Below are 17,798 nucleotides of genomic sequence, written 5' to 3' on the forward strand. Positions count from 1 at the left end.
GTATCGCCGGTGCAAATAAGAGCGGCCTCTGGATTCTTATTAATTACACCATTAAACCTATATTTGTAATAGATAAACCCTCTTAAAAGTTTATGGAAAGTATTCAGCAAATATTTGAAAATTACTCAGGCCCTCTTTTAAATAAGTGGGATAGTTATATCGACATTTACGATTATTATTTTTCTCCCTATAGAAATAAGGAATTGGTGTTTCTTGAGATCGGCGTTGCACACGGCGGCTCTCTTCAGTTCTGGCAGCAATATTTTGGGGATAAGATTAAAATATATGGTATTGATGTAAATCCCGAATGTAAAAAATTCGAAAGTGAGAATGTGAAGATATTTATTGGTTCGCAGGAAGATCCGGTTTTTTTGGAGTCTGTAAAAAAATCCATTCCTCCTATCGACATTCTGTTAGATGATGGCGGGCATACCATGAAGCAACAGGTTACAACTTTTAATGTACTTTTCGATCATGTAAAAAGTGATGGAATTTATATGTGCGAAGACCTGCAAACCTCTTATTATAAGAACTTCGGGGGTGGTTTAAGGCGTGCCGGCACATTTATTGAGTTTAGTAAACGACATATTGATAATCTTCATGGATGGTTTGCTAAAAAAGGACAACAGCAGGAGATGTTCAATAAAATCACATCATCTGTTTGGGGTATTCATTATCACAATGCTGTGGTGGTCTATTTGAAAAAGACAGTTAAGGAACCTCGTAATCTTTTTAAAGGTTATGAAACAATAACTATTGGTAATTATGCGGTGTTTGGACAAAAAAAATCCATTACCGGTCAGCTAAAAAGACTGATGCTTCGTTTCAGGAAACGATCATGAAAAAGAACAGTGTTTTAACAGGAGCGGGGGGATCTATTTAAAAGCTATATTTACAACAGTTATTTTTGGGTACACCGATCTGTATTTTACCGTCTTTTCAATACATGGTCTCAGCTTGTTTTTTCTGCAAGTATAAATAGATGAAATGGTTTAAATTCCTTATTAAGAACCGTTTTAAAACCGCAATATTCAAGCATTTGGGTTACCGATTCAAAGGAAAAAACGTGATGATGCATACAGCGATTAATATAATTGTTCTGGATACGGTCGATTAGTTCTTCTTTTGATTGCGCCTGATCCATTGATAGATCATGTAGCCGAATCACTTCTTCAAAGTGCGTGTCATCTCGTTCCGTTATCCTTTGCCCGAAATCCGCAAGCAGATGTTCAAAAGTTGTATAGGGGCGGTTATGATCAAACGTATATCGCTTGTCGGGCAATACCAGACATAGCCGGCCTTTCGTTTTTAACACCTCATTCCATCTTTTAACTGCCTTAATAGGATTGGCTACATGTTCCAAGCTGTGACAGGAAAGTAAAAAATCATAGGATTCATTAGGGACGGAAGATAGTTCCGCAGCTTCATCAATGTATTGATGGGCGGCTGGTTTGTTTTGCTCATATTTATAGGTTTGGCCCTCTTTTATTTGACCCTCCCAAATCGTATTGCTGCTAAAGTTCACTCCGTCAATCCGCTTTGCATATAAGTAAACCGGAAAGAATGATTTTAATCCAAAGGAACTGCTTGGTCCGCCTATTTCTATACCAATTTGATTTTTAAAGGTTTTTGCATAGTTAATTGTTCCCCTTTTGAAGGGGTTTTTTAGATAGGAGACCTTGGTGATGAGCGATTCTGTGAAATTCATAGCTGCAAAATAATGTCATTAAGTTGAAATGAATTGATATTTTTGACGAATAACAAAAGAATATGAAACTTGTTGCAGTTGTGATAACCTACTTTCCCGGAAAAGAATTTTTAAGTAATATTAGTTCTTATTTGAATTATGTAGACCGACTTTATATTGTTGATAACAGCGAACCTTCATTTTCTTTTGATTCCGAAATCGTAAAAGACTCCAGGATTACCCTTATTGCTGACGGAGTTAATAGAGGTATCGCTACAAGGCTTAACCAGGTGCTGGACATAGTAGTGAATGAGGGGTTTGAATGGCTGCTTACAATGGACCAGGATTCCTGTTTTGATGAGGATCAGTTTCAGCAATATATTTCCAATATTTTAAATTTTAAACAACGGGAAACTGTTGCCATGTTCGGGATTGAAACGGGGAAGACGCCACAGACCCCATCAACAGAATTTGAACGATCAAGATTGCTGATTACATCCGGTAGTATGATTAATTTGGGATTGGTAAAGTCTATAGGAGGATTTGATGAGCGACTGTTTATCGATGATGTGGATCATGAATATTGTTTTCGGGCCGGTAGACAAGGATTTGAATCGATCCGGTTTACAGCCATCTATCTGAATCATAATCTGGGGACAACACACTCCGTCCGGTCATTGAAAAATATGCGTCAAACCAATAGGGCATTACATCCTCCTTTCCGGCTTTATTATATGTACCGGAATTTTTTGTACATCTCGAAAATATATAAGAAGGACTTTCCCCGGGAGGTAGCATTCCTTAAAAAAGATCTATATAACCGGCTCAAAAATAATTTTCTGTATGGATCGCAAAAATTAAAAGTTTTGAATGCTGTTTTAAGGGCACGGAAAGATTTTTTATCGGACAGAATGGGTAAACAACCTATTACATCGTTACAATAGAACTTATAACCAGAGGCCCTGCTCTAAGTGGCCACAAGCACAACTTTAACATCCAGCAGTTTCCCCAGCTTTTCAATTTTTGATGCAATATGTCCGATACCTATGGCGCAATGGTGTGCGGGTCCGTAGGAATTCCAGCTATTGATAAAGTTTCTTGCTCCGGAAGGAAAACGATAGCGGCTGTTGGTATTACCGATCTGTAAAATAGGGCCGGGCACTGATTCCGCTTCTGCTACCAGCAGCAGCAGCCGGCCTTCCTTTGTTTCAACCACGGACAGCAAGGTGACCGGGCCGTGTTTTACACTCATCTCAACAGAAAGCCCTTTACCTACTTTTCCGTGATAGACCACCAGCGGACGGACCTTTGTTTTACCTTCGGCGATTGCGAGGTGACCGGGACCATCATGCCCCATTAATACCACGTCGTCTTCAAAATCCATTGCATAGTATTCAGTAAAAGATCCTCCCGCATCAAAGCTGTCCATGATCTTCATGGCCTGGGCATTTTTGATCTCATATTCCCCTGCTACGGGAACTCCATTGGCCGTGAGCAGGGAATTGCCCAGGATGATGGAGCTCATGGTGTCTTCATTATCCATATTGCCGGTCCCTTTATAATAATAGGCCATGGATCCGAGCTTATACCGGGCCACTAACCGGTCCAGGGCTACCGATGTCCGGGCAGCACGCTGCAATTCGGTTTCAAGGCAGTCTGCCTGCACTTCAAACAGCTCCTTGAATAAAGCAACCCGTTCCGAGATCTCTTTTTCAGAAACGTCTTTCCGCAGGGCTGAAAGCTCATCCACTTCCAGTAATTCCATATGCCCGCCAAAAGCGGCGTACTGCTGGGTAAGGTCGGTGTAGATATCCAGCATGCCGCTGTAATAATGTCCCAGGCAGCCGAGACGGTTATTGGCCATCGTATGTGCCACTTTTGCGGCCTGTACCCATTCCCGTATCTCATTCCAGCAAGGATCTTCCTCCTGTAACCTGCCTGTTATCTGGTGAAAGGGAATACCGGTACGTTTAAATACATTGGCGATTTCCGGCACCGGGCAGGCGGAACACCAGGCCAGCCATTCGCCGGTCATCCTGGTACGGTCATCCATCGCGTTAAACGTCGTGTAGTCGATATGCGACCCCGGAGCAAGATTTAAAATGATCACCGGCACCTTTGTCCGCTGCACGGCCGGCAACACGGTGGATGAAAGGGCATAGGTGGTTACATAAAGAAAGATAAGATCTACTTCCTCTCTGCGGAAAAGACTGCCTGCTGCAAAGGCTTTATCAACGGTATCCACCAGCCCGGCATTGACCACCTCCCCGTGGATCGCGGCTATGCGTGTTTCAACAATACCCAGGTAACTTTCCAGTCGTTGCTGCAGCCCTTCGAACTGCTCCCAGTATGCATCGAGGCCGATACCAAATAATCCAATTTTTAAAACAGTTGGTTGCATGTGCTTTTAATTATAATCGGTTAAAATGAATTCCAGTTTAATGTGGTCCATCACGGAATAATTGAATGTCATTGAGCCCGTAATCAAACAGGATGTAGTTATTACCTGCAGGGTATTCGGTAACGCCATTCCAGCTGTCGGGCCCGGTATATCCCGGGCGATAGGATTTATAGTGCGGCCCCATAAGGTTGCGCAAACTGCCCACTACTTTTACGCCGATGGTATTCTTCCCTTTTTTTACCAATGCGGAAATGTCGAGCAAGTAGGGCGCGGCATATATGATACCGGCATTCTTTCCGTTTACTGTAATGGCCGCCAGCGAACCTTTTAATGAATCGAGCTGCAGCGTGTAACGGCCTTTCGGTGCATCAATAAGGTATTCTTTTTTATAAACGACCGTATGCCCGTACATCGGCAATCCCTGTTGCCGCCAGCTTCCGGTGGTAAGCGCTTGTGGCGCAACAATCTTCCATCCTTTGGCCGCTGCTGCCAGATTGAAATCCCCCAGCAGGAAGAGCGGACCGATTTCTGCATAAATGCTCATGGGGTCGATAGTAAGGGACAGGGCGTTTTCGCCCGGTTTGAGATAGGGGCCGATCTGCAGAACCGAGAACGACCGGTCGAGCCACCAATCGTTGCCTGGTGTTATCTGCTGACCGTTGATGCGGATGTCGCTCCATAAGTGCCCCTGCTCGATCGCTGCCCTGAAACTGCGGGTGGCTACATTATCGTCAACAGAAAAATGATAGGATACCGTAAAACCGGAGCCCCGGGAAAAAGTATCCCGTTGCACAAAGTCAGTTTTGAACTGCATCTGGTGATCCCAGGGATCACGGGGAAATCCATTTCCCTGGAAGGCCAGCTGGGTGGCATCTTTTACGTGGATGTCCTTTTTTTTGTTCCCGTTGATCTGCAGATCACAAAAATCGATCATCCAGGTATTTTCAGCCGGGCGCTGCACTGCTATGGCACTGCCGGTAATCTCATTGGATCTCTGCGGACTGTAATAAGTGCCTTTTATATTTTGTTCCCTGTCTGCAATAAAGAATAACGCACTGCCGGCGGGCGGGATATCAAATGCAAAACGGGTATTCCCCTGTTGCCGGGTTTGAGGGTATTTTAAAATACTACCTGTACTCAGGTCCATGATGAGTACCTGCTTATTGCCTTTGACCTCCACATCGCCTGCCGCGGTTTTTGCAAGGTTGGCATTGGATAAGAACAGGAGCTGCCCATCACTGATCACACGCCGGTGATGCAGAAGACTGCCGTCCGCCGTAACGGGAGTCGTCATACGGATGCGGAAATCTGCAGACCGGAACACCTGCTCCATTGTGGCGGGATCAAGTGCTGTATAGGAAATCACTCCCTGCTTACCGGCAAGATGCCCGTCGGGTTTCATTTCCGCTCCGTCCAGGCGGTTCAGCGGGTTAAACAACACCAGCTTTCCGCCATTGGCAACAAATTGTTTCAGCAGGAGATAGGTCTGCTTATTTATATTTTCCATACCGGGAGGAACGACTACGGTCGTATAGGCCGCATTCCCGATCCGGAACAGGTTCTTGTCAACAGAACCATGATCTTTGATGATGTTTTCAGAACCAAGGTCATATTCGGCCTGCGCTTTTTCCAGCTGGGTAATGAAGGCCTGGAACCGGTTGCCGGTCGCGAAAAAACGCTCATTGCTTTTAACGCGGCTGTGATACATCCAGGCGGTAGAGGTCGGTTCAAGTATCAGCACTGTATTTTTTTGAATGCCGCGCGAAAGTGCGTAGGAAAGTCGCGCAAAATATTCATTGAGTGGTTTGTAATAAGGCCACCAGGAATTCTGATAAGAGAAGGTTGTCGGATAATCATATTTACGGGCTCCTGCCATGCTCATCCAGGAAAGATGCTGATTCATGAAATTCACACCCAGCGCGGCCTGCCAGTCACCCAACCGTTTCATGTCTTTAAAAGTGAGATCCCACCCGGCTCCGCCATAAGTTTCGCAAAGCGTGCGTTCCTTACCCAGCTGGTTGGCTACGCTGGAAAGCTCTTTTACAGAACGGATATTCCCAAACTGTGCATTGGGACTGGATTCATTGAACTGGTTGAACAACATATCAATACCCGGCTGATCATGCCAGGCATACATGGCCATATTATCAGGCCCTTCCCCCGGATCGGGCCAGCCGTGTTCCCAGTAGTGCCCAGTCCATTTTAATTTATTTTTTTGAGTAAAAGCCTGCATGGGTTTCGACCAGCGGTCGATAAATAACTGCAGCAGGGTTTCCTGGTAATTATGCCGTATCTTCTGCCAATCGCCGGTTTCTTCAAAGAGTGCCGGCAGATACGGAATAAGATCATATCCCCATTTTTCTTTGAAAGCGGAAAAAAGATCAGGTGTCCAACGCGTGGTCATGCTGCCATGCGTGGGAATGCTGGGCTCATCCGAGAAGGTTCCGGGAACCGTTTTGCCAAAGGCATCACCAAAAGCTTTTTTATATTTTGTGAAGGTAACGTCGATAAATTTTTCGGTAACCCCTTTTACCATCAGGTCTACGAGTGGGTAATTGGGAGGCCCTACCATACCGGCCTGGTTGGAGTAGCTCTGTTTGCGGAACAGGTAATAATTTCCTTTTTTGCCGGCGGACTGCGGCGCCTGCGCCGTAATATCGGTAAACCGGTTTCCTTCTTTTTTTAAACAGATAAAATAGGAGTTCCTGTCCTGCGGAATGGTATCGGATTGAAATAACTGGAGCATTTGCCCCTGGTTGTAAGACTCCGGCATCTGGTCAGGAACAAGACCTCCTGCGAACCCCGTCGGGTAAGAATTCTCATCATAGATCCATACATGCATGTCCAGCTCGGCCGCTTTCTGAACAGCATGTTTATACAGTGACAGCCATTCGTCGCTGAGGTATTCAGTTATCAGACCGGGGCGGGGATGTATGAATACACCACCAAAGGCATTGGCTTTGAACTCCTGCAACATGGAATCGATGATTCCTGTGGTAACCTTCGTATTCCACACCCATAATGGTGCTGTCCGGAATTCCTTCCCCGGATTGGAAAAGTTGCGGCTGACAGTGGAGAAAGGGACAGGGGGCGCCGGTTTCATCAGCGATTGGGCAGGAGCGCCGGCCGGTAAGAGGAGCAGGAAAAATGCAAGCCGGAAGATCGAAAAAGGGCTGTTTGATTGTTGATGCCTGTTAAAAACAAGGGCCAGTATTTTTATGATCATTTTTTCTTTTAAACGTTACTATTGATTGCCTGGTTAAGAGATTTAAACACTGCAGGAAGGCAATCCGTACAGTTAAGCATCCCGGTAGCAGTGTTGAGGAAATCCTGTTAAACAATGAGTGTTGAAAATACAAATTAATTCAGAGTTTACAGGAGTTCGGGGTAATTATTTCCGGAGCAGCGGATCACACCTGCTTTTGGTCTACTCCAGCTGAACGATACAAACGGCAAAGGGGGCCATTGTTATTACGGGGCTGTTTAGTTTTGTCTGAAAGGGTGGCTGGTCGGCGCTCCGGCCATCAACGGTATTACATGTTTGATTTTTTGCAACATCCGGAAGCCGCACCATTGTGGTCGTGTTGCGGGTATTGATCAACAGGATGCGCCGGCCTTTTGCGGTTTGATAAGCCTGTGCCGCTATACCATCGGATCGGTTGTTTTTAAACCCTGTAGTCATCAGCTGGTCTCCGCTCCCCAGGTGATCATGGATCATTTTCAACACCCAATACCTTGCGTTCGGGTTTCCTGTTTCCCAGTTCATCATGCTTACATCCGGAAACTGTGTGGGGTAACCCACCAGCTGCGATTCCCCGGCCACATCGATACCGGTTTTGGTAAGCTGCAGGAACAGGTAGGCATAGACCGCTCCGGAGAGATTCCAGTAAGCGGCAGGGATGGGCTTGATCACCTGTGGCGAACGCAGGATGCTGCCGATCTCATTAATGGTGGTAAATACCTGCGGCGCCAGCCTTTTCCGTATATTTTCGATATAACGGACTTTGTCCATAAAGGCATCAGCTTTTTCAAAAAAAGCATACTGATAACCGTCAAGATCCTGATCGGGAAAAGAAGGAGTGGAGTAATGATGATAAGAGATCCCTTCGGGTACAATGCCGAACCGGTGATTGTCGCGGTTCAGAAAATATTCAAAGTATGCGGGGTTGGTGACATGGGCAAGAGAAAGTCCGATGAATTTGGTATGAGGGGAGATCTTCTTCAGTTCAACAACGATTCTGTCATAGATCTTTGTATACAGTTCAGGTGAGATCGCATGCTCCAGGTCCGGTTCGTTCAGTACTTCCCAGTAGGGGATCTTATAGAAGTGTCCCGATTTATGAAACGTTCCGCGCTCATCTGTGAAGCCGCCTTTTGTGTACCAGCTCAGCAGCCGCGCATAATAACCGGCCAGTTCCTGCCCGGTGCTGTCGCGCAACTCCCGTCCCTGATTATAATCCCATGAAACGCTGTAGGGATCTTCGGGATAAACTACGGGCTGTGGCGTTTTCCACATCCATGCAGGAGTGGTACTGAAGTTAATGACCACTGAATGCCCATCTGTCGCCTCCATGATGGCTTTCATGGTACTGTCGAGATAGGTGAAGTCCCAGTATGTTCGCTGACTGTCCGGTGGTTTTAATGCGGCAACGGCCATTTTGGGATAAGGGAACCAGGGCACATAACGGACATAATCGGCTCCGAGATCTTTAAGGGCTTTGAATGTTTGCTGATGAATGGGAGAGCCCGGCCGTACCATCGGGTTTTCCACCACCTGCAGGGTCGGCGTGGTCTTTGAAGTCATGAACGATTGATTCCAGTCGACTTCAAGCGTGTCCGCTTCCTGGGCGATGCCGTTTATCGCGGCAAGAGAAAGACTTATACAGGCAATACAAGAGAAGATCCGATACATGATTTTAGTTTTACTTAGTAACCGGGATTTTGTCCAAGGTCCTTATTAATGATCAGCTCATTGTTGGGTATGGGGTAGAGTGCCCTGAAGGATTCAAATTTATAGTCGCTGGCGGAGGAGGGGATGCCCTGGCGGGGTATCGTAGGGTTGGCTTTTTCCTTTGCTCCGTAGGCATTCAGGAAGGCCGTCAGTTCCGGTACCGTCATCGTACGTTTCAGATCAAACCAGCGCCAGTTTTCAAAAGCCAGTTCCATACGCCGTTCATGCAGTACTTTTTCCCGGAAAGCGGTCTGCCCCAGTCCGGAAGCATTGGCCAGTCCGGCCCGCTGCCGTACCTGGTTCAGGTATTTGTAGGCATCGGCGGTCGGACCCTCCTGCTCATTGATGGCTTCCGCCAGCATCAGCAATACATCGGCATAACGCAGCACCGGCCAGTTATCTTCCGTACGACCTATTACCGAATGTGCATGCTGATATTTTTTGATATAGGGCACTACCAGTCCCGTTTTCGGGCTTTTGAAATCAAGACCCACAGATGCGCCCTTCCGCTTGTCATTGCCTTCGTATGCCTGAATGAGATCATTGGTAGGAATATTCCATCCGGAGGGATTGCTTTGATCAAATCCTGTTACGGCCCCTTTCGAAAGCCGGGGTCCGAAGGTATAAATAAAACTGCTCCATTCCCCGTTGTCGTCGGTGCCTCCTTTGTACTGGATCTCAAAGACAGATTCAGGACCATTTTTTTTAACGGGATCAAATACGTCGGCATATTCCGGTACCAGTTCATAGCCCAGTGCAAGCACCTGGTTCAGGGTGCTGACGGCCTCAGCATATTTTTTACGGGTAAGAAACATCTTTCCCAGCAGGGTTAACGCAGCGCCTTTTGTTGCCCTGCCCAGATGGGACGCGGCGTAACTTATCGGAAGCCCGTTTGCGGCCGCCTTCAGGTCGCTTTCGATCTGTGCGTAAATACTGTCTTGTGGCTTACGGGAATAATTCCAGGCCTCAGATGGTTTGGCCAGGGGTTGGGTAATCAGGACAACATCGCCAAAATATTGCACCAGTTCAAAATAAAGATAGGCCCGGAGGAATTTCAGCTGCCCTTCATCCACGTTCTTCAGTGAGTCGGTAAGCTCCGCCTTTTGCATCCGGAACAGGGTGTTGTTTATATTGTAGATAGCGTTGTAATGCAAATTGTACCAGTCAGTGATATTGCCATTTACCGCTGTATAGGTCCAGGTTTCATAAGATTCAATTTTGTCGGCCTGCCCGCGGTCATCCGGATTGAAATCAAAAGTAGTATTATCTGAAACCATTTCGTTGAACAGCCATTGCGTATTGCCTATCGATTGCAAAAGGCTGTAACATCCGTTGATGGCCTGTTCTACCTGCGTATGATCTGTGTAGAATAATTCCTGATTGATTTTAGTCGGATCGGTTTTTTCCAGGTAATTCTTCCTGCAGGAGCAAACGGATAAAATGATCAGCCCGGCGATGAATAATCTTGCCATTTCGTTTTTCATTGTACAGAGTTTTAAAAGTTGAATCTTAATCCGAAAGTGAAGGTTCTTGAAAGCGGGTAGGTCTCATCATCCACCCCCGGGTAAATACCGCCCCCGGTTACAGAGGCTTCCGGATTAGCCCCCGGATATTTTGTGAAAAGCAGGAAATTGTCAATACTTCCGTAGAGCCTCAGTGTCTTAAAAAAGAAATCCGGTTTGTTAAATGTGTAGCCAAGGCTGATGTTTTTGATCCAGAGATAATCTCCCTTGTAAATGTACCGGGAGTTGGATTCCCGCTGCCACTTATAGTTTAGCGTACCGGCGTATTTCCCGTTACCCGGGTTCTGTTCGGAACGCCAGCGTTGCAGGGCCCCGTCAGAAACGTTGAATACACCGTCCATATTCATGATGGATTTTTCAATTTCCCGGTACACATTGAAACCGGTAGCACCGTTGAGCAGAACAGTAAAATCAAAATTTTTGTAATCTGCTCCAAGAGTCAGACCATAATTCATTTTGGGCCAGGGATTGCCGATCTCCACCATGTCCTTGGTATCGTAAGAGATGGTGCCATCACCATCACCATCATAATAGCGGTACACACCGGGTACTGCCCCGTCCTGCTTGGGTGCGGCATCGATCTCTGCCTGGTTATTAAAGATGCCCAGTACCTGGTAGCCGTAGAACATACCAATGGGGCGGCCCACTCTTGAAATGCTATAGGCTCCGTAAAATGTGCCGTTGAGTATCTGGTCATTTTCCCCGCGTATCTCCAATACTTTATTCCGGTTCATAGAAACATTAAGATTCGACCGGAAGCCGACTGCACCGATATTTGAATTGTACGAAGCAATAAATTCTAATCCGGTATTTTGTACCTTGCCAACGTTTGCGAGATAAGAGATAAATCCTGAAATAGCGGGAACCTGTACCGGTAACAGCATATCGGATGTTATTTTTCTATAGTATTCGGCAGTAAATGAAAACTTGTTTCCAAATGTAAGCAGGTCCAGACCGATATCCAGTTGTTTAGAAGTCTCCCAGCCAAGGTCGGGGTTGGGAAGTCCGCTAACAGTATACCCGCGGGCAAGACTGTTGCCGAGTATATAATCATTTTTTGTCATGAAGGAAAGGCTGTTATAATTGCCGATATTGTTATTTCCGGTGACACCCCAGCTGGCCCTTAATTTCAGGTCATCCAGCCAGGTGGGTTTGGGTATAAAGTTCTCGTTGAACAGCCGCCAGCCCACGGATACGGCAGGGAAATTACCATAGCGATTGTCCGCTCCAAAGCGGGAGCTGCCTTCCCTCCGGAAGGTGGCTGATAACAGATATTTCTCATTAAAAACATAGTTTACGCGGCCAAAAAAAGCATTTAGTCCCCATCCGTATTCTGAAGATGATGCTGATTTGATTGCAGCGGCGTCTAAAAATGGTGTCAGATCATTAGGAAAATCGGATCCGGTGCCTGACAGTCCCCTCACTGTTTCGGTTTGTGCCGTGTAACCGGCCAGCACATTCAGCCGGCTGGAGCCAAAATTATTATCATAGGAAAGGAGCTGATCGGCAGAATAGTTTACCGTACTGAACGCATTGTCGCTTTCGGTAGCGGGGCGGGGAGGCGCGGCGTTTTCAGCTGCGAGTGTGGATGGCCGGAATTGTTTCTGTTCGGAGTAGCGTAGCAGTGCATTTAAAGAGGTTTTAAAAGTAAAATGTTTTAAAAATTTTGCTTCTGCAAATGCATTGGTAAGCACCTGACCCACCCGAACTACGTTCAATTGTTCCTGCAGCAGCTGAACCGGATTAGGGTAGCCAAAGATGCCATCGTGCCCTCCGATATAGGCATTATAGCTGCCGTCCTCATTGTAAACGGGCTCGCGTGGATCCAGTAAGAGGGTGCTTCCCACGAGACTGGAACGCCCTTCTGTAACAGGGCCTACATTGTTGATGGCATAAAAACCGGTTATATTCAGCCCTGTTCTTATAAAGTCATTGAGTTTTCCTTCGATATTGGTATGAGCGGAAAATTGTTCAAAGTCCGTATTCTTTAATACACCATCCTGTTTAAAATATCCCACTGACAGCAACGATTTGGTATCACCCTGTCCGTCGCTGTAAGTCAGGTTAAAGTTTTTAAAAGGTGCATTGTTATGTAATATTTCGTTGAACCAGTTCGTGGAGATTTTTGTCTGTTCGGGATACCGGAAGTCTGCGGGTATCTCATCGATGGAGGGATCGTGATTATTAAAATAACGTTGGTTGTCTACAAAAATGTCTTTTTTGAATTGAGCAAATTGCTGACCGTTGAGCACCTTGGTCCGCCAGGATTCCGGGACAGATTGTATGCCGTAGGTGGCGGAAAAATCCATTGATTTTGTACCTGTTTTGGCGGCTTTGGTGGTGATCAGCACAACACCGTTGGAGCCGCGTGCTCCGTAAATGGCGGAAGACACGGCATCTTTTAAGATGGTGATGTTCCCGATATCATTGGCGCTGATGCCGTAGTCCATTGAATTTCCGATAGGGAATCCGTCGATCACATAAAGCGGCTGACTGCCGGCGCCCAGGCTGCTGAGGCCCCGTACCACCACTTCAAATTGTTGTCCCGGCCGGCCGGTGAGCTGTTTTGCTGTTACACCGGGCACCTGTCCCACCAGCAACCTTCCCGGGTTTGTTGCGGGCACATCCTTTGTAGCCGCGAGGTTAACGGTTGCTACCGACCCGGTAATATCCCTTCGCCGCTGCGTGCCGTATCCAACTACCACTACTTCGCCCAGATCCTTTGCTGCGGAAGGTTTCAGCGCTACCGTGATGTTGTTTTCTGCAGTTATGGTCTGTGTTTCATATCCGATATAGGAAATCTCCAGTACAGTGCCCGGAGCAGCACTGATGCTAAAAGCGCCCTGTGCATTTGTAAGCACGCCTGTTGAAGAATTTTTTATACTTACTGAAGCACCTTCAACAGGTTGCTTGGTAGCGGCATTGACAACAGTTCCTGACAAAGTGTTGTTCTGCGCCTGAAGGCAACTGAAGGCACCGGTAATAAAAGAACAGGTCAGCAGGAGGGCACGCAACCACATAGTTGGTCTGAGTTTGAAAAAGTGATTCATAATCCTGGTAGGTTTAAAAGATGAATGAACGGCAAGGCATTGAAGAATGCAGTACAAAAATCAGCTGCACGGCAACTAAAGTCAATATCAAAAATGATCTTTGACGTGTATTTTTTGATAAATTTGAGAACGCATGAACAACTATTATAAATACCTGCCGATTAGTAAAGTGGATAAAAGCTGGGGGTTGTATGTAGTGAATGTAGGATGTACAAAGATCTCAAAGTCCCAGCTTTATCCCCCAGGCGATCACCCTTCACATCATTATTTTAAATGGGAGGACGGGCGCATTTTTGATGAGTTCCAGTTGATCTATATATTGAACGGGGAAGGGGTCTTTGAATCAAAGAGTTGCCCGCTTATGCCGGTGAAATCAGGTACATTGCTGATATTGTATCCTTATGAATGGCATCGGTTCAAACCCAATGAGGACACGGGCTGGGAAGAATACTGGATCGGATGTAAAGGGAATATCCTTCAGAATATATACAATCATCATTTTTTTCCGAAGGAAACACCTGCTTATTATCTGGGAACCAATGAGTCGGTCATTAATTTATTCACCGATATGATTGAACATACGCGGTCGGAGAAGACCGGTTATCAGCAACTGGTATCGGGAATGCTGCTGCATTTGTTTGGAAAAATATTTTCTCTGTCCAAACAACTGAGTTTTGATAAAAAGAATAAACACGAAGAGGTGATCAACCAGGCAATGTCTATTATGCATTCGAATATTAATTCTTACCTGTCGTTTGAAAAACTGTCCGGTGATTTTTGTATCAGTTATTCCCTGTTTCGCAAGGCGTTTAAATTATATACCGGCATGTCTCCGCATCAATATTTTTTGCAGCTGAAGCTGAACAAGGCCAAGGCTTTGCTGCTGAACTCCGGCGATTCTGTCAAACAAATTGCAGATGAGCTGGGCTTTGAATCGGCCTATTCCTTTTCCAAGATCTTTAAGGCAAAGACGGGCTATTCTCCCAATCACTTCAAGAAAAAATTTCTTTTATAGCCCCGCTTTATTTACTGTTCCCTTATCAGGGTTACAGGGCCCAGGAGGCCGGAACTGATCAGCGGGTCGTCTTTTTTATAAGGATTAAAAGTGGTGAATGTATACCGTTTGCTGGTCCGGGGCTTGCCTTCAAGCAGCCATGATGGCCATTTGCTGTCTTTGACGCCATCGTCTGCAAATTGCTGATCCCCGATCAACCGGTTGATCCACAGGTTGGCAACGGTGATCTCAAGCTGGTTGTTGGTTTCCCTAAGCCATGGACCGACTGAAACCCGCCAGGGTGCGGTCCACAATATGCCAAGGTCATGCCCGTTCAGGCGCACCCTTGCCAGTTGTTTTACATTTCCGAGGTCAAGACTTATCTGCGCATTTTTATCTGATGCCATTGGGGCATCGAATGTTTTCCGGTACACAGCAATGCCGGAATAATACCTGATGCCGGGGTCGTTATTGTCTTTCCAATCGGAAAGCTGGCTGAATGCGGTCCGGGCGGGGCCTCCCCATTTCGGATCAAAGGTCACGGTCCAGCTTCCCGAAAGGGTATCTGTCTGTTGTATACTCCTGCCGCTGCCTTCCGGCCGCTGACCGGAAGGAGTATCGGAGAATACCACGAAATAACTTTGAAATGAAGCGAATGTTATATTCAGCATGACCTGCTGCCCTTCCCTGCGAAGTGGTCCAAGAGATCTGAAGGTTCCGCTCAGCGGTTCCCAAAGCTCTGCGTACTTCTTTGTGGTCCGGAACCGGCATCCGGCCGTAAGCGTGTCGGTCGTTGTATTGGAGATAAAAAACAGATCTGTTCCGGGGAGCTGCCGCTGGGTATAACGCAGGGGCTGGTCGCTGCTGAAATTCTCACTAACCTTTTTTGACTTCAGGATACCGGCCAGTGCATTGTAATTGCAGTACAACTGATCCATCTGGTCTTCAAGCGCTTTACCCCATATGATATAACCTTTTCCGTAGGGGTGTGTTGTAACGGTTTCCTGCTGAAGCGAAGGGCCCCAGAGGGTTGCCGCCATTTTGCGGATGGCCGCATCGCTTTCCGGATAGCCTGAAAGGCCCGGGGCTTTTTGCGGAGGCGGCCCTACAACAGTTGCACCCTGGGCCACAAGCTCAGCTATTTTTTGAAGCAATGCTGCTGACATGGCCGGATAGCGGGGCAGCACCAGCAACTGGTAAGAGGCACCACCGGGAAAGCAGATCTTTCCGTTTTTGACACTTGCTTTTCCGATCAGTCCCGGAGGGCAGGCGTCGAAGTTATATTCCCGACGGTCCAGGAGATCAGCATCGCCTCTCAATGCCGAGGCAGGTGCTGTAAATACAAAAGGTGCTTCTTCCGGGGTAAGGTACAGGATATCGGCTACCGTATTGCCCTGTTGCAGCAGGTAAGAACAACGCGCAATATACTGATGATAGCCGCCTGCCATGGGCCACCAGGTCTGGTTACGGTTCCATTGGATCCCATAGGGTCCCATGGTCATACCCGGTTTTAAAGAGTCCGGAAGAGGTTGACTCTGATAGGTATGGTAGAAGAATTTATTAACGCCCGCCGCGAAGGCCCAATCACCCTGGTTTTTCATTGACCCCGGATATTGTTTCCAGCCTTCATTGTTCTGTGCTGTAAATGCCTCGGCCCCGATCACCGGCTTTCCCTGTACATGACCAAGTGAGGAGGCCTCCACACAACTGAATTGGGTATTGAATCCAAAACCTTTACTCCAGAATTCACACATAGGAATATCGGCAACGGCCCCCAGTTCAAGATCTGCAGTAGGGTTCATATCATACGGCTCTATGGACAAACGAAGTCCGTTGCGATAGGCATACTTTTTTACCTGCTGTGCGTGATGCTCCAAAACCAGGTCCATGGCGGTTTTCCGAAGATCCCACATGAAGCGGTCACTGATCTCTTTGCTGCCAACGATCCTGCCGGCGTATACGGGGTAATAGGGGAGGGGATCATATCCTCTGCGGTTAATGAATTCCTGCCGGAAATTTTTGGTCCAGTTCTGTGCACCCATTTCCCAGCTGTCGATATGAAGAAATTTTAGCCCGCCTTTCTTTTGTTTGCCGGAGTGGCCGATCTGTTCCAGGATCTTGCCCACATAAAAGTCCAGGTGTTGGTTAATGGCAGTGGTATCAAATTTATCCGCCTCAAAGCCCAGCCCGGGGCGGGGTGCAGGTCTTGTTCCGGCACCGTTATTCCGTACTCCAAAACGCATGACGGTCCAGACGCCGGATTGCGGTTTCCAGTTGAGTTTTCCATCGGCTGCCAGGTGGTCTGTAATGTCAACGACCGCTGTTTTTTGAATGGCATTTTTTTTAACACCCGGTTCGCCTGTTACCGGCGGATAAAAAGCGGGAACACCTTTGGCCGAGCTAAAGGGTGCCCGGTAGTAAAGCGCACGGTAATCCACGTCTTTGATACTGTCTTCCTGAGATGGAGCCGGAAATGCGAGTACAGCTACGTCCCTGTAAAAATCATTGCGTATCCTGGTCAGCTCGGGTGTCAAAGCACCCTCACCAAAAAACGGAGCTTTGGGCGCCGGCACGGGCAATGTTACCGGATCTTTATCGTGTGCAGTAACAGTAGTACTGCTGCTTACCAGGTGCTGCATAGAATATTCCGGTGCCACCCAGGGACCGCCGCTTCCTGCCCAGCCCGGTCCGATACCGAGTGTGATGGCAATGCCCTGTTTTTCTGCCTCCTGTTCGATCTGTTTAAAAAGTAATAACCATTCCTTGCTGAGAAAATCGATCCTGCCCCTGGGCACACCTACGTTTACCTCAAGGAATATCACATGCCCGATACCGGCTTCTTTCATGGCCTTCAGATCTTCCCGGATCCCGCTCGCCGACAGGTTCCCATCCATAAAATACCAGTACACACCCGGCTTTGCAGAATCCGGCGGCGTGATGAATTGTGTTTTTAGTTGTTCCAGCACATTGTTCTTTTGCTGTGCATTCAGGGTGCAACAAAAACAAACTGCAACGGTCAGGAAAAGTATCGCGTAAATATTCCGGCACATATCAATCGTTTTAGAACTCGGGGTCAGAATGAATCGACAAGATAGCATATCAGAAAGAATCCACTATCATGTACTGTCATGCATGACCACTTTCGCCATGACGGTACATGACAGCTGATCTGAAACGAAGACCTATATTCGC

At 47.0% G+C, this 17,798-nt stretch carries 10 protein-coding genes; 3 read left to right on the forward strand and 7 right to left on the reverse strand.

The window, feature by feature from the left end; all coding sequences use genetic code 11:
- Positions 1-92 precede the first annotated feature (92 nt).
- Positions 93-842, forward strand: coding sequence for a class I SAM-dependent methyltransferase (locus K7B07_RS19460; RefSeq protein WP_223712203.1), 750 nt, complete (start codon positions 93-95; stop codon positions 840-842).
- Between the two features lie 110 nt (positions 843-952).
- Here K7B07_RS19460 and K7B07_RS19465 read toward each other — a convergent pair whose 3' ends face one another.
- Complete coding sequence (locus tag K7B07_RS19465; RefSeq protein ID WP_223712204.1) at positions 953-1,708, reverse strand: class I SAM-dependent methyltransferase; 756 nt, start codon at positions 1,706-1,708, stop codon at positions 953-955.
- 62 nt (positions 1,709-1,770) lie between these two features.
- Here K7B07_RS19465 and K7B07_RS19470 point away from each other — a divergent pair, with 62 nt between their 5' ends.
- Positions 1,771-2,631, forward strand: a complete 861-nt coding sequence (locus tag K7B07_RS19470) for a glycosyltransferase family protein (RefSeq protein ID WP_223712205.1) — start codon at positions 1,771-1,773, stop codon at positions 2,629-2,631.
- A 23-nt stretch (positions 2,632-2,654) separates the two neighbouring features.
- Here the strand turns inward: K7B07_RS19470 and K7B07_RS19475 are convergent, their stop codons facing one another.
- From K7B07_RS19475 to K7B07_RS19495, 5 genes are all read right to left on the reverse strand, one after another.
- On the reverse strand, positions 2,655-4,088 hold the full coding sequence (locus K7B07_RS19475; protein ID WP_223712206.1) for an arabinose isomerase: 1,434 nt from the start codon (positions 4,086-4,088) through the stop codon (positions 2,655-2,657).
- Between the two features lie 37 nt (positions 4,089-4,125).
- The gene (locus K7B07_RS19480) at positions 4,126-7,314 is read right to left on the reverse strand and encodes a glycosyl hydrolase (RefSeq protein ID WP_223712207.1); all 3,189 of its coding nucleotides are present in this window, start codon (positions 7,312-7,314) and stop codon (positions 4,126-4,128) included.
- A 201-nt stretch (positions 7,315-7,515) separates the two neighbouring features.
- Complete coding sequence (locus tag K7B07_RS19485) at positions 7,516-9,000, reverse strand: glycosyl hydrolase family 39 (RefSeq protein WP_223712208.1); 1,485 nt, start codon at positions 8,998-9,000, stop codon at positions 7,516-7,518.
- A gap of 14 nt (positions 9,001-9,014) precedes the next feature.
- Complete coding sequence (locus tag K7B07_RS19490; protein ID WP_223712209.1) at positions 9,015-10,523, reverse strand: RagB/SusD family nutrient uptake outer membrane protein; 1,509 nt, start codon at positions 10,521-10,523, stop codon at positions 9,015-9,017.
- Between the two features lie 11 nt (positions 10,524-10,534).
- Positions 10,535-13,612, reverse strand: coding sequence for a SusC/RagA family TonB-linked outer membrane protein (locus K7B07_RS19495; RefSeq protein WP_223712210.1), 3,078 nt, complete (start codon positions 13,610-13,612; stop codon positions 10,535-10,537).
- A 133-nt stretch (positions 13,613-13,745) separates the two neighbouring features.
- On the opposite strand from K7B07_RS19495, the gene K7B07_RS19500 reads away from it, so the two are divergent.
- Positions 13,746-14,627, forward strand: a complete 882-nt coding sequence (locus K7B07_RS19500) for an AraC family transcriptional regulator (protein ID WP_223712211.1) — start codon at positions 13,746-13,748, stop codon at positions 14,625-14,627.
- An 11-nt stretch (positions 14,628-14,638) separates the two neighbouring features.
- Here K7B07_RS19500 and K7B07_RS19505 read toward each other — a convergent pair whose 3' ends face one another.
- Positions 14,639-17,656, reverse strand: coding sequence for a glycosyl hydrolase (locus K7B07_RS19505; protein WP_223712212.1), 3,018 nt, complete (start codon positions 17,654-17,656; stop codon positions 14,639-14,641).
- Between the last annotated feature and the right edge of the window lie 142 nt (positions 17,657-17,798).

The organism is Niabella beijingensis (assembly GCF_020034665.1).
In the GTDB taxonomy this organism is placed as follows: Bacteria; Bacteroidota; Bacteroidia; order Chitinophagales; family Chitinophagaceae; genus Niabella; species Niabella beijingensis.

What these genes read in the sequence shown, in the direction of transcription:
- K7B07_RS19460 (WP_223712203.1), top strand. Translation starts at nt 93, where the DNA reads ATGGAAAGTATTCAGCAAATATTTGAAAATTACTCAGGCCCTCTTTTA.
- K7B07_RS19465 (WP_223712204.1), bottom strand. Translation starts at nt 1,708, where the DNA reads ATGAATTTCACAGAATCGCTCATCACCAAGGTCTCCTATCTAAAAAAC.
- K7B07_RS19470 (WP_223712205.1), top strand. Translation starts at nt 1,771, where the DNA reads ATGAAACTTGTTGCAGTTGTGATAACCTACTTTCCCGGAAAAGAATTT.
- K7B07_RS19475 (WP_223712206.1), bottom strand. Translation starts at nt 4,088, where the DNA reads ATGCAACCAACTGTTTTAAAAATTGGATTATTTGGTATCGGCCTCGAT.
- K7B07_RS19480 (WP_223712207.1), bottom strand. Translation starts at nt 7,314, where the DNA reads ATGATCATAAAAATACTGGCCCTTGTTTTTAACAGGCATCAACAATCA.
- K7B07_RS19485 (WP_223712208.1), bottom strand. Translation starts at nt 9,000, where the DNA reads ATGTATCGGATCTTCTCTTGTATTGCCTGTATAAGTCTTTCTCTTGCC.
- K7B07_RS19490 (WP_223712209.1), bottom strand. Translation starts at nt 10,523, where the DNA reads ATGAAAAACGAAATGGCAAGATTATTCATCGCCGGGCTGATCATTTTA.
- K7B07_RS19495 (WP_223712210.1), bottom strand. Translation starts at nt 13,612, where the DNA reads ATGAATCACTTTTTCAAACTCAGACCAACTATGTGGTTGCGTGCCCTC.
- K7B07_RS19500 (WP_223712211.1), top strand. Translation starts at nt 13,746, where the DNA reads ATGAACAACTATTATAAATACCTGCCGATTAGTAAAGTGGATAAAAGC.
- K7B07_RS19505 (WP_223712212.1), bottom strand. Translation starts at nt 17,656, where the DNA reads ATGTGCCGGAATATTTACGCGATACTTTTCCTGACCGTTGCAGTTTGT.